The organism is Actinacidiphila cocklensis (assembly GCF_907177275.1).
GTDB lineage: Bacteria > Actinomycetota > Actinomycetes > Streptomycetales > Streptomycetaceae > Actinacidiphila > Actinacidiphila cocklensis.
Map to the genome: position 1 here is coordinate 1 of NZ_CAJSLV010000123.1, position 12,556 is coordinate 12,556.

A 12,556-nucleotide genomic window follows, 5' to 3' on the forward strand; every position below is an offset into this window, starting at 1 on the left:
GGCGGCGGCGGCCCGCCGCCCGAACCGCCCGCCCGCCCACGCGGCGGCGCAGCTGAGCAGCGCCGCGGCCCCCGCCGCGAAGACCGGGCGCAACTCGCCGACCGCCCCGAGGACGACGCCCACGGTGCCGGCGCCGCCGGTCCACCACCCCGCGGCGGTCAGTTGCACCCGGCGGCCCCCGGCGTTCAGGGCGCGCACGCGGCGTTCTCCGGGGCGGGGACGCGGGCCAGCAGCGAGGTGATGACCGCTGCGGCGCCGCCCGACGGCTCGACCCGGTGGGCGAGCACCGGGACGGCGAGCTGCTGCACGTCCTTGGCGTCGGCGTGCCCGCGGCCGTCGAGGAAGGCGCGGGCGCGGGCCGCGGCGACCAGCGCGGCGCTGGCCCTGACGCTGACGCCGTGGGTGAGGCGGTCGGTGCTGCGGGTGGCCTCGGCGAGGTCGACGGCGTAGCCGACCAGCGTGTCGGTGGCGGCGACGGAGCCGAGGCCCGCGCGGGCCGCCACGATGTCGGCGGCCTGCAGCGCCGGCTCGCCGAAGTCGTCGGGGTCGGTCAGCCGGCCCGCGGCGATCGCCACTTCCGCGTCGCGCGCGGGGAAGTCCACCGCCACCCGGATCAGGAAGCGGTCGAGCTCCGCCTCCGGCAGCAGGTAGGTGCCGTTGAGGTCCACCGGGTTCTGGGTGGCGACCACGAAGAAGGGCTCGGGCAGCAGGTGGGTGCGGTCGGCGACGGTGACCTTGCCCTCCTCCATGGCTTCGAGCAGCGCGGACTGCGTCCTGGGCGAGGCCCGGTTGATCTCGTCGGCGACGACCACGTGGGCGAACAGCGGCCCGCGCCGGAAGTCGCTCATGCCGCCGGTGAGCAGCGGCTGCTCGTAGCCGGTGATCTCCGCGGGCAGCAGGTCGGGCGTGAACTGGACCCGCCGCCACGCCTCGGCGCCCGGCGCCGGGGCGACGCAGGCCGCGATCGCCCGGGCCAGCGTGGTCTTGCCGGTGCCCGGCCGGCCCTCGACGAGCAGGTGGCCGCCGGCCAGCAGGCATATCGCGGCCATCTCCACGGCGGCCGGCTGTCCGGTGAAAGCGCGCTCCACCGGCTCGATCAGGCCGGTGCGTAACCGCTCCGCCCAGTCCGTACCCCCGGCCACAGCAGTGGCGGACATCGGCAACCCCCCTGGTCCGGCCCCCGGCCGTGTCACGTGTGCGCCCGGCCGGCCCCTGGCCCGGCCCGGGCCGGGCGGCTGCCCGTACCGTGATCGCGAACATACCGTCGGTGACCGCCCAGAGGTGCGGAAACCGCATCAGTGGCACATCTTCGGTACGAACGCGTACGGCGACGGGCGGAGTGCGGGCGGCGGGCCGCCCCGGGGGTCAGGCGAGGAGGCCCGTGGACGCCGCCAGGGCGAAGAACTGCCGGCCGGGGGCGGTGTCGCGGTAGGGGTCGAGGCGGCGGGCGAAGTCGCGGGCGTACTCCGCCGCACGGGTGGAGCGCATGTCCGCGGCCTGCCGCACGACCTCCGCCCCGAGGGCGCAGGCCGCGTCCACCTCGCCGAGGGCGAGCCGGGAGGTGGCGAGGACGGTCCGGCAGAAGAGCCGGCTGCGCGCGTATCCGGCGGCGCGCAGCTGCAGCGACCGCTCGGCGTGCTGCACGGCCGCCCGGTGCTGCTGCAGATCCCGGTGGCAGTGCGCGAACTCGTCCGCGAGCTGCGCCTCGTCGAAGAAGCGCGCCCAGGGCGGCAGCTCGTCCCCCGACCGGGCCGCCGCGAAGGCCCGCTCGGCCCGGGCGAGCGCCGCCGTGCAGGCCCGGGTGTCGCCGAGCACCCCGTGCCCGCGAGCTTCGGCCGCGTGCATCAGCGCCTGCACGGCGGCCGGCGCCGTCGTACCGATGCCCTGCTGGGCGACCCGCGCCAGCTGTACGGCCTCGCGCCCGTGCCCCAGGTGGACCGCCTGGCGGCTCATGGTGACCAGCACGTAGCCGCCGTGGACCCGGTCGCCCGCCGCCTGGGTGAGCCGCAGCGCCTGCACGAAGTAGCGCTGGGCCAGGCCGTGCGCGCCGATGTCGTACGAGGTCCAGCCGGCCAGCCGGGTCAGGTCGGCGACGGAGGCGAAGAGCCGGCGGCCCTGGGCCTCGGTGTAGCTGCCGCGCAGCATCGGCTCCGCCTCGTGTTCGAGGTAGCGGACCAGGGCCTGGCGGGCGTGCCCGCCGCCGTAGGCGTGGTCGAGGGTGCGGAAGAGGTCGGCGACCGCCCCCAGCGCCGCGATGTCGCCGGCCCCGACCCGGCCCGCGGGGGCGGCCTGCGGTGCGGTCCGTAAGTCCTGCGCGGCCCGCGGGCCGCCGCGGGTCTGCGCGGGGACCAGCCCCGCGCCCCTGCGGGCGAGGGTGTCGTCCGCCGCGCCGATCAGCCAGTCCCTGCTGGGCACGACGAGACCTGCCGGACTGAACGCGATCTTGCGCAGCTCCGCCTGGTTCCCGGTGTCCTTGCGCCACAGCCCGCTGACGATGTCGACGGCCTCGGCGGCGGACGCGGCGTATTCGAGCCCGGCGTAGACCGGCGCACACGCGTCGAGGCCCAGGTCCTGGGCGGACAGCCGGCGGCCGAGCCGCTGGGTGAAGACCTCGGCGATCAGCGCGGGCGAGGTGCCGCGCGGCTGCTGGCCGCGCAGCCAGCGGGTCACGGACGTCTTGTCGTAGCGCAGGTCGAGCCCGTGCTCCTGGCCGAGCCGGTCGACGCGGCGGGCGAGGCCCGCGTGCGAGAAGCCGGCCTCGGCGATGAGGGTGGCGAGCTGGGTGTTGTGCCGGTGCGGGCGGCCGGCCCGCGCGCCCTCCGTACCGTCGGGCGTAGCGGGGGACGTACCGGGGGGCGGCCCTTCGGGCGTGGCGGAAGGCGTACCGGAAGGCGGGCCGGAAGGCGTACCGGCAGCGTCGTCGGCCGGCTTCTCCGGGCCGCCGGCCGGGTCCTGTGGGGGCCGGTCGGCGTCCGGGCCGGCGGAGGGTCCGTTCGGGGTTCGCTGCGTGGCACGGTCCGTCATCGGCGGTGCGGCCCACTTCCTCTGCAGGGTCTTCAGATCGGCGCGAATGTAACGGTCAGCGCCGCCCAGCTCACCGCAAGAGCCGCATATTCGTCCGATTGAGCGACAGCAGTCGTCAATGCCTGGTGAGGCGTCCGCACCGGTGCAAGCCACCGTGCTATGGCGCCGCCCCGCGCGGGCCGACATATGCCGCCGCCGTACAGTTGCAGAGGCGCGTATCGCACAGCAGAGGAGTCGTGTCGTGAGTGAGCTGCAGTTCGTTCACCTGGGTTTCGGGGCCGACGCGGTGGAGTACGGGGAGGCGTGGCAGCGGCAGCGCACCGTCCACGCGGCCCGTTTCGCCGACGAGGTCCCCGACACGTGCCTGCTGCTCGAACACCCGCCGGTCTACACCGCGGGCCGCCGCACGGCCGACAGCGAGCGCCCGCTCGACGGCACCCCGGTGGTGGACGTCGACCGCGGCGGCAAGATCACCTGGCACGGCCCCGGCCAGCTGGTGGGCTACCCGATCCTGAAGCTGCCCCGCCCGGTCGACGTGGTGGCCCACGTGCGGCGGCTGGAGGACGCGCTGATCCTCACGGCGGCGGAGTTCGGCCTGGAGACCAGCCGGGTGGAGGGCCGCTCGGGGGTGTGGGTGCTGGGCGACCCCGTTCCGCAGGTGGTGGGCGGGCTCACCCTGGACTTCGACCCGCGGCTCGCCGACGAGGAGTTCGACCCGCGGCTGAACGGCCCGGAGTACGCCCCCTCCAACGCCGGGCAGCGCCGCGAGGACCGCAAGCTCGCCGCGATCGGCATCCGGGTCGCCAAGGGCGTGACGATGCACGGCTTCGCCCTGAACTGCAACCCCGACACCACCTGGTTCGACCGGATCGTGCCGTGCGGCATCAGGGACGCGGGCGTGACCTCGCTGTCGGAGGAGCTGGGCCGGGAGGTCGGTGTCGCCGAGGTGCTGCCCGTGGTGCAGAAGCATCTGACGGCGGTCCTGGCCGCGGCCGTCCCGCTGCCTCGCGCTGTCTAGGAATTCCGGGGCGTACCCTGGCGTTTACCGAAGAATCTAAGCCGTACGCACAATCTCAGCTTTAGGGAGCCGGTCGTGTCCGCAGTCGCACCCGACGGACGCAAGATGCTGCGCCTGGAGGTCCGCAACAGCCAGACCCCCATCGAGCGCAAGCCCGAGTGGATCAAGACCCGGGCGAAAATGGGTCCCGAGTACACCCAGATGCAGAAGCTCGTCAAAAGCGAGGGCCTGCACACGGTGTGCCAGGAAGCCGGCTGTCCCAACATCTACGAGTGCTGGGAGGACCGCGAGGCGACCTTCCTCATCGGCGGCGACCAGTGCACCCGGCGCTGCGACTTCTGCCAGATCGACACCGGCAAGCCGCAGGCCCTGGACCGCGACGAGCCGCGCAGGGTCGGCGAGTCCGTGGTCACGATGGACCTGAACTACGCCACGATCACCGGTGTCGCACGTGACGACCTGGAGGACGGCGGGGCCTGGCTGTACGCCGAGACCGTCCGGCAGATCCACGCCATGACCGCCGGCCGGGCCGCCGGGCGCACCAAGGTGGAGCTGCTCATCCCCGACTTCAACGCCGAGCCCGCGCAGCTCGCCGAGGTCTTCGGCGCCCGCCCCGAGGTGCTGGCGCACAACGTCGAGACGGTGCCGCGGATCTTCAAGCGCATCCGCCCCGGTTTCCGCTACGAGCGCTCCCTTGAGGTCATCACCCGGGCGCGGGAGGCGGGCCTGGTCACCAAGTCCAACCTGATCCTGGGCATGGGCGAGGAGCGCGAGGAGATCAGCCAGGCGCTGCAGGACCTGCACGACGCGGGCTGCGAGCTGATCACCATCACGCAGTACCTGCGGCCCTCGGTGCGGCACCACCCGGTGGAGCGGTGGGTCAAGCCGGCCGAGTTCGTGGAGCTGAAGGAGGAGGCCGAGGAGATCGGCTACGCGGGCGTGATGTCCGGGCCGCTGGTCCGCTCGTCCTACCGTGCCGGACGGCTCTTCCAGCAGGCGGTGGACCGCCGCCAGGAGCTGGGTGCGGCGGCGCGGGCGGTCTGACAACACGCGGTGTGAATCCCCTCACCCGGCCCTAACGGGCTGCCGGAAGAGTGACCTGGCGGGGCGGGGTGCGGGCGGCACCGGGGCTTTCATGTGAGATTGACCGGGTGGTCACCGGCTGGTAACACGTTGTGGCGAGCCTTGGTCCACCGCACAGCACATCCGGTTCGTCTCGTTGCCTTTGCGCACGTTGCCTTGAGGGGGACGCCATGCCGTCCGAGTCGGTCCACGCCCGTCCGTACGCCCAGCTGCCCGCACACACCCCGGTCGCCGGGGCGCTGCGGGCCGTCGAATCCTTTCTGCTGCGCGGCGGCCAGCAGACCGCCCGGCGCAACGCCTGGGCGTCGGTCGTCGCCGACCGCCAGCGCGCCAAGGACCGCAGGGAGGCCGAGCACGAGATGGCGGCCCTGCTGACGGGCGTGCGCGGGGACGTCGTACGCGACTGACCGCGCTGCGTGGCCGCGGCTGACTCCCCTGGGTGGCCGCGGCCGGCGCCGGCGGGGCGGCCGCGGTGACGGGTGAGCGGGCGGCCACGTATCCTTTGCCACATGGCGAGGAAGGAAACATCCGAGAATCCTGGGCGACTGGCACAGATCGTTCAGACCTACAAGATGACCAGGCAGGCCGACTCCAAGATCGGGCTTGTCCTTGCGGCGGTGGGAATCGTCACCTTCGGTGTCATCCTCGCCCTCGGCTTCTTGATCGACCACCCCATCTGGGCCGGAATCCTGGGACTCCTGCTGGCGCTGCTCGCGATGGCGGTGGTCTTCGGCCGCCGCGCCGAGCGTGCCGCCTTCGGACAGCTGGAGGGCAAGCCGGGCGCGGCCGCCGCCGTGCTGCAGAACGTCGGCCGCGGCTGGACGGTGACGCCGGCGGTGGGCATGAACAAGAGCCAGGACGTCGTCCACCGGGCGGTCGGCAAGGCCGGTGTGGTGCTGGTCGGCGAGGGCAACCCCAACCGGGTCAAGGGCCTGCTGGCCAACGAGAAGAAGAAGGTCTCCCGGGTCGTCTACGACGTGCCGGTGCACGACTTCATCGTCGGCAACGGCGAGGGTGAGCTGCCGCTCAAGAAGCTGCGCGCCACCCTGCTGCGGCTCCCCCGCACCCTGACCGGCCCGAAGACCACCGAGGTCAACGACCGCCTCAAGGCGCTGGGCGACCTGATGTCCAACATGCCGATCCCGAAGGGTCCGATGCCGCGGGGCATGCGGATGCCCAAGGGCCGCTGACCCGGCTCACCCACGACGCACGAGGAGGGCGCCCCCCGGCCGGGGGGCGCCCTCCTCGTCAGATACGGACCTGGACGGCCTTGACGGCCCTGTCGTGCAGGCCGCGGCTGTCGCGGTCGAACACGACGGCCGGGACCACCAGGACCAGCAGCAGCGTCCGCAGTGCGGCGCCCACCGGGGTGAGCCGGCCGCCGTCCACCTGGACGACCCGCAGCCGCATGATCATCTTGCCCGGTGTGCTGCCGACCAGTCCGAGGCTGATCACGCTCACCACCGCGAAGACGACGAGCGCCCAGTTGTTCGCCTGGTGGAGATCACGGTGCGCGATCAGACCGTATGCGATCAGCACGCTCAGAACCCAGTCGATGAACAGTGCGGCGACCCGCCTGCCGACCGATGCGATGGAACCCGGGCCGTCCTTGGGCAGACCGAGCCGCTCGCCCCGGTACCCGAAGTCCGCGCCCATCTTCTCGGCGGCCGCACGCGGCCCCGACAGCCACGATCCGATTACTTCCCTGTTGTCCACCCGTCCACGGTAACCCCCGAACGGCCCAGCCCCCGCGGGCGGGGACCACCCTTGGGGCGTCGCGGTTAACGTCCAGGAAACAAATGGGTCATGCTGGAGAAATCCCTGATCCCTATGGTCAGGGCAGTGTGCGCCACCGCACTGGCCGCACCTCGATCGCCAACCCGACCCCTCGGGCCGGGCCTAGGAGGAGTTGGATGTTCCAGAACGCCGACGACGTCAACAAGTTCATCTCGGACGAGGGCGTCAAGTTCGTCGACGTCCGGTTCTGCGACCTGCCCGGTGTGATGCAGCACTTCACGGTCCCGGTCTCGACGTTCGACCCGAGCGAGGAACTCGCCTTCGACGGCTCGTCCATCCGCGGCTTCCAGGCCATCCACGAGTCGGACATGGCGCTGCGCGCCGACCTGTCCACGGCCCGGGTGGACCCGTTCCGCAAGGACAAGACGCTCAACATCAACTTCTTCATCCACGACCCGATCACCGGCGAGCAGTACAGCCGTGACCCGCGGAACGTGGCGAAGAAGGCCGAGGCCTACCTGGCGTCCACCGGCATCGCGGACACCGCGTACTTCGGCCCGGAGGCGGAGTTCTACGTCTTCGACAACGTGCGCTTCCAGACCTCCGCGAACGAGTCGTTCTACCACATCGACTCCGAGGCCGGCGCCTGGAACACCGGCGCGCTGGAGAACAACCGCGGCTACAAGGTCCGCTACAAGGGCGGCTACTTCCCCGCCCCGCCGGTCGACCACTTCGCCGACCTGCGCGCCGAGATCAGCCTCGAACTCGAAGCGGCCGGCCTCCAGGTCGAGCGCCAGCACCACGAGGTCGGCACCGCGGGCCAGGCCGAGATCAACTACAAGTTCAACACGCTACTGGCCGCCGCCGACGACCTGATGCTCTTCAAGTACATCGTGAAGAACGTCGCTTGGCGCAACGGCAAGACCGCGACCTTCATGCCCAAGCCGATCTTCGGTGACAACGGCTCCGGCATGCACGTCCACCAGTCGCTCTGGCAGGGCGGCACCCCGCTCTTCTACGACGAGCAGGGTTACGCGGGCCTGTCCGACACCGCCCGCTTCTACATCGGCGGCATCCTCAAGCACGCCCCCTCGCTGCTGGCCTTCACCAACCCGACGGTGAACTCCTACCACCGCCTGGTCCCGGGCTTCGAGGCCCCGGTCAACCTGGTCTACTCGCAGCGCAACCGCTCCGCCGCGATGCGCATCCCGATCACCGGGTCCAACCCCAAGGCCAAGCGCGTCGAGTTCCGCGCGCCCGACCCGTCCTCGAACCCCTACCTGGCGTTCTCCGCCCTCCTGCTGGCGGGCCTCGACGGCGTCAAGAACAAGATCGAGCCGGCCGAGCCGATCGACAAGGACCTCTACGAGCTGGCTCCCGAGGAGCACGCGAGCGTCCCCCAGGTCCCGACGTCCCTCCCGGCCGTCCTGTCCGCCCTGGAGGACGACAACGAGTACCTCCAGGCCGGCGGCGTCTTCACCTCGGACCTGATCGAGACCTGGATCGACTTCAAGCGCACGAACGAGATCGCCCCGATCCAGCTCCGCCCGCACCCGCACGAGTTCGAGCTGTACTTCGACATCTGAGCCGCACCGGCGCCGAAAGGCGCTGACGCGCCCCGGGCTACGGCCCGGGGCGCGTCAGGGCACTCCCCCGGGATGTTCGCGACGCAAGGCCGTCGACCGCCGCCGCAAGGCCCGGTCGGCGGCCTTCTTCGTCGCGGCAGCACCGACGTGATCATCGTCGGAACGGCCGCCGATGGGGCGATCTGCGACCTTTCGGGGATATTCAGGGGGTGGTTGACGCGCGTTGACCCCTCGGGCACTCTCGTGTCGTCCGCCAACCCTCCCGGAGGCATGATGTTGAAACGTCTGATCCGCTCATTAGTCACGATTGTCATGGTTGCGTCAACCGTAGTCATCGGTACGGTGGTGACCGCCGGCACCGCGCACGCGGACGGCTGCTACACCTGGGGCCGCTCCCTGAGCCAGGGCACCAGCGGTGAGGACGTCCGGCAGCTGCAGATCCGGGTCGCCGGATACCCGGGCTACGGCTCGGTGCTGGCGATCGACGGGCAGTTCGGCCCGGCCACCGCGGCCGCCGTCACCCGCTTCCAGCAGGCGTACGGCCTGGGCGCCGACGGCATCGCGGGGCCGCAGACGTTCGGCGAGCTGTACGCGCTCCAGGACGACGACTGCACCCCGATCCACTTCACCTATGCCGAGATGAACCGCTGCAACTCCGACTGGTCGGGCGGCGCGGTGAGCGCGGCGACCGCCAAGGCCAACGCCCTGCAGAACATGTGGAAGCTGGAGGCGCTGCGCCACGCCCTGGGCGACCGGCCGCTCTCCACCAGCAGCGGCTTCCGCTCTTACTCCTGCAACAGCGCCGCCGGCGGCGCGTCCAACAGCAACCATCTCTACGGGCGTGCCATCGACCTGATCGGCAGCCCGACCTTCTGCCAGATCGCGCAGCAGGCCCGCTACCACGGGTTCAACGAGATCCTCGGCCCTGGCTACCCGGATCACAGCGACCACGCCCACCTGGGCAGCCAGAGCTCCCGCTTCTGGTCCGCGTCCAACTGCGGCATCTGACGACGCCCGGCCGTACACCGGCCCTGGACGGCCCGGCAGCCGGCGCGCTCATGCGCCCGGACACCGGGCCGTTCCGGCGTAACGGGGGGAATCGGGCAGACTGGAGGCATGCCAGAACTGCCCGAGGTCGAGTCGCTGGGACGGTTCCTCGCCGACCGGGTGGTCGGGGGGACGGTGGAGCGCGTCTTTCCGGTGGCCGTGCACGCCCTCAAGACGTACGAGCCGGCGGTCACCGCGCTGGAGGGACGGAGCTTCGACGGCGTGGAGCGGCACGGGAAGTTCCTGGCGCTGCGGGCCGGCGGCCTGTATCTGGTGATGCACCTGGCCCGGGCCGGGTGGGTGCGCTGGAGCGACGCGGTGGCCGAGGCGCCGCCGCGGCCGGGGAAGGGGCCGCTGGCCTTGCGGGTGCGGCTGGTGGGCGGGGCCGGCTTCGACGTGACGGAGGCCGGGACGCAGAAGCACCTGGCCGTCTACGTCGTGCGGGACCCGCGGGAGGTGCCCGGGATCGCGCGGCTCGGACCCGACCCGCTGGCCGAGGGCTTCACGCCGGAGGTCTTCGCGGGGCTGCTGGACGGTGAGCGGCGGCAGATCAAGGGGGTGCTGCGGGACCAGAGCGTGATCGCCGGGATCGGCAACGCGTACTCCGACGAGATCCTGCACGCCGCGAAGATGTCCCCGTTCAAGCTGGCCGCCACGTTGACGCCGGACGAGGTGGCGCGGCTGTACGAGGTGGTCGGGACGACGCTCGCGGACGCCGTCGAGCGGTCGCGGGGGCTGCCGCTGCGCGACCTGAAGGCGGAGAAGAAGAGCGGGCTGCGGGTGCACGGGCGCACGGGCGAGCCGTGCCCGGTCTGCGGGGACACCGTCCGCGAGGTGTCCTACCGCGACTCCTCGCTCCAGTACTGCCCGACCTGCCAGACCGGCGGCAAGCCCCTGGCCGACCGCCGGATGTCCCGGCTGCTCAAGTAGGACCGGCGGGCAGGACCGCCGAACGCGCTCAGCCCGCGTCGACGGCGTCCCGCCAGGAGTACCGCGGCTCGTAGCCGAGCACCTCGCGTGCCCGGTCGATGCTCAGCAGCGTCTCGTACGTGCCGATGTCGCGGGTCAGCCGGACCCCGGGGAAGACCTCGGCCAGCAGGTCGGCCGAGGGGCGGTCCATGATCGTGTCGGCGGCGGCGATGACGAAGCTCTGCGCGCCGGTGACAGGTGCGGTGAGGGCCTGGCGGCAGGCGGCGGCGACGTCGCGGGCGTCGACGTAGCCCCACAGGTTCCACCGCCGGGAGCGGGCGTCGTCCCAGTATCCGGGCACCTGGCGGTAGTCGTCCGCGGTGTGGACGTTGGACAGCCGCAGCGCCACGAAGGGGATGCCCGACCACTCGGCGATGTGCCCCGCGGTGGTCTCGCCCGCGACCTTGGACAGGGCGTAGGTGGTGGTGGGGAACGGGTAGTGGTCCTCGTCCACCGGGGCGTACCGCGGGGGGACGTCGAAGGGCAGCCCGAGGGTGGTCTCGCTGGACGCCCACACCACCCGGGAGACCTTGTGCTGCGCGGCGGCGAGGAAGACGTTGTCGTTCATCGCGGTGTTGGTGCTCAGCGTGAACGCGGCGGGGGCCAGGCCGGGGGCGGGGATGTTGGCCAGGTGGATCACCGAGTCGGCGCCGGCCAGGGCGTCGACGGCCTGCCCGTAGTCGGTGAGGTCGGCCCGCATCAGGGGCACGCCGAGCGCGTCGAACTCGGTTCGTACGGCGGGACTCACCGCGACGTCGACGGCGAGGACGTCGATGCCGTGCTCCAGCAGGTCCGCGACGACGACGCGGCCGGTCTTCCCGGTCGCTCCGGTGACGGCGACGGTGGCCATGGGCGTACTCCGAAGGTAGAGAGGGTGGTCAGACACGGTCGATGTGCACGCTGGTGGACTTCACCCGGGCGACGGCCTCGGCGCCGACCTCAAGGCCCAGCTCCTCGACGGCCTCGCGGGTGACCAGCGACACCAGGCGGTGCGGGCCTGCCTGGATCTCGACCTGCGCGGCGACGTCGCCGAGCTTGATCGCGGTGACGATGCCGGGGAAGGCGTTGCGCACCGACGTGGAGGAGGTCTCGGCGTCGTCGTTGTGGGCGATCTCGACCGAGAAGGCGGCCAGGTCGCGGCCGTCGATCAGCCGGCGGCCCGCGTCGTCGCGGTGGGTCGCGACCCGGCCGGCGTCGGCCCACCGGCGGGCGGTGTCCGGGCTGACGCCGAGCAGGCGGGCGGCCTGCCCGATGGTGTACGACTGCATGTCCCCAGCCTATTGCGGTGCCGGCGGCGCGCGACGCGGCGGGGGCGTGGCGGGGGACGCGGCGGGGGCGGCGGACCCGCGGGGCGATACCCGCAGCCCACACCGCCGAAACCCTCGGCGTACAGGGGTATCGCGGGGCAGACTTGCCGCATGACGTCGAAGCCGCTGAGCAAGGGTGCCAACACGCCGGTCACCGTGTCCTCCGTACGGGTCGTGCTGACCTGGGCCGCGGGGCCGCCCGGGGGAACCGACCCGGACGCGTCCGCGCTGCTGCTGACCCGGGAGGGGAAGGTGCGCGGCGACGATGACTTCGTCTTCTACAACCAGCCGCGGCACGCGTCCGGCGCGGTGCGCCACATGGGCAAGCAGGGCGCGGCGGGCGGCACGGTGACCGACGCGGTCGAGGTGGACCTGGCGGGGCTCGAAGCGGTGGTCGACCGGGTCGTGGTGGCCGCGTCGGTGGACACCGGGACGTTCGGCGCGCTGTCCGGCCTCGGGCTGCGGCTGCTGGACGCCGCCTCGGGCACGGAGCTGGCGCACTTCGACTTCACGGCGGCGACCGAGACCGCCCTGGTCGGCGGCGAGTTGTACCGGCGGGACGGCGGCTGGCGCTTCCGGGCGATCGGGCAGGGGTACGCGGCCGGTCTCGCGGGGCTCGCCACGGACTTCGGGATCACTGTGGACGAGGACCAGGCCGCCGCGCACACCCCGGCCGCCCCGCGCCCGGCGACTCCCCCGCCCGCGCCCCCGGTCTACCAGCGGCCCGCGCGCCCGGCGGCGCCGCCCGCATACCCGGCCGCCCCGCCAACCCCGCCGGCGTACCC

14 protein-coding genes are annotated in these 12,556 nt (G+C 72.5%); 8 read left to right on the plus strand and 6 right to left on the minus strand.

Translation table 11 applies throughout. The features are described 5' to 3' along the window. From NFU81_RS39275 to NFU81_RS39290, 3 genes are all read right to left on the minus strand, one after another. Positions 1-198 (minus strand): hypothetical protein (locus NFU81_RS39275; RefSeq protein WP_251501710.1); only part of this gene is annotated, 198 nt, incomplete at its 3' end. Then, positions 186-1,157 (minus strand): AAA family ATPase, encoded by a 972-nt coding sequence (locus NFU81_RS40935; protein ID WP_274038101.1) that lies wholly within the window; start codon positions 1,155-1,157, stop codon positions 186-188. The genes NFU81_RS39275 and NFU81_RS40935, both read right to left, overlap by 13 nt. A 208-nt stretch (positions 1,158-1,365) precedes the next feature. Beyond that, a complete protein-coding gene (locus NFU81_RS39290; protein ID WP_251501712.1) occupies positions 1,366-3,024 on the minus strand; it encodes a proline-rich domain-containing protein in 1,659 nt (552 codons plus the stop codon). Positions 3,025-3,265: 241 nt separating this feature from the next. Between NFU81_RS39290 and lipB the strand changes: the two genes are divergently transcribed. From lipB to NFU81_RS39310, 4 genes are all read left to right on the plus strand, one after another. Beyond that, entirely contained in the window at positions 3,266-4,042 is a 777-nt protein-coding gene (gene lipB, locus NFU81_RS39295) for a lipoyl(octanoyl) transferase LipB (protein ID WP_251501716.1), read from the plus strand. A 75-nt stretch (positions 4,043-4,117) separates the two neighbouring features. Then, positions 4,118-5,086 (plus strand): lipoyl synthase, encoded by a 969-nt coding sequence (gene lipA, locus NFU81_RS39300; protein ID WP_251501727.1) that lies wholly within the window; start codon positions 4,118-4,120, stop codon positions 5,084-5,086. Between the two features lie 209 nt (positions 5,087-5,295). After that, on the plus strand, positions 5,296-5,532 hold the full coding sequence (locus NFU81_RS39305; RefSeq protein ID WP_251501729.1) for an SCO2195 family GlnR-regulated protein: 237 nt from the start codon (positions 5,296-5,298) through the stop codon (positions 5,530-5,532). Positions 5,533-5,634: 102 nt separating this feature from the next. Further along, a complete protein-coding gene (locus NFU81_RS39310) occupies positions 5,635-6,315 on the plus strand; it encodes a DUF4191 domain-containing protein (protein WP_251501731.1) in 681 nt (226 codons plus the stop codon). 58 nt (positions 6,316-6,373) lie between these two features. Here NFU81_RS39310 and NFU81_RS39315 read toward each other — a convergent pair whose 3' ends face one another. After that, positions 6,374-6,841 carry an RDD family protein gene (locus tag NFU81_RS39315; protein WP_251501733.1) on the minus strand — a complete coding sequence of 156 codons (468 nt, stop codon included), beginning with the start codon at positions 6,839-6,841 and terminating at the stop codon, positions 6,374-6,376. A gap of 197 nt (positions 6,842-7,038) precedes the next feature. On the opposite strand from NFU81_RS39315, the gene glnA reads away from it, so the two are divergent. From glnA to NFU81_RS39330, 3 genes are all read left to right on the plus strand, one after another. Beyond that, entirely contained in the window at positions 7,039-8,448 is a 1,410-nt protein-coding gene (gene glnA / locus NFU81_RS39320) for a type I glutamate--ammonia ligase (protein WP_251501735.1), read from the plus strand. 273 nt (positions 8,449-8,721) lie between these two features. Next, positions 8,722-9,456, plus strand: coding sequence for a D-Ala-D-Ala carboxypeptidase family metallohydrolase (locus tag NFU81_RS39325; protein ID WP_251501750.1), 735 nt, complete (start codon positions 8,722-8,724; stop codon positions 9,454-9,456). 108 nt (positions 9,457-9,564) lie between these two features. Then, positions 9,565-10,425 carry an Fpg/Nei family DNA glycosylase gene (locus NFU81_RS39330; protein ID WP_251501736.1) on the plus strand — a complete coding sequence of 287 codons (861 nt, stop codon included), beginning with the start codon at positions 9,565-9,567 and terminating at the stop codon, positions 10,423-10,425. 28 nt (positions 10,426-10,453) lie between these two features. Here the strand turns inward: NFU81_RS39330 and NFU81_RS39335 are convergent, their stop codons facing one another. Then, positions 10,454-11,314 carry an NAD-dependent epimerase/dehydratase family protein gene (locus tag NFU81_RS39335; protein WP_251501739.1) on the minus strand — a complete coding sequence of 287 codons (861 nt, stop codon included), beginning with the start codon at positions 11,312-11,314 and terminating at the stop codon, positions 10,454-10,456. Positions 11,315-11,342: 28 nt separating this feature from the next. Further along, positions 11,343-11,732: a TOBE domain-containing protein gene (locus NFU81_RS39340; RefSeq protein WP_251501742.1), complete on the minus strand. Its 390-nt coding sequence runs from the start codon at positions 11,730-11,732 to the stop codon at positions 11,343-11,345. A gap of 150 nt (positions 11,733-11,882) precedes the next feature. Here NFU81_RS39340 and NFU81_RS39345 point away from each other — a divergent pair. Further along, the coding region (locus NFU81_RS39345) for a TerD family protein (protein WP_251501744.1) at positions 11,883-12,556 on the plus strand (674 nt) is incomplete at its 3' end.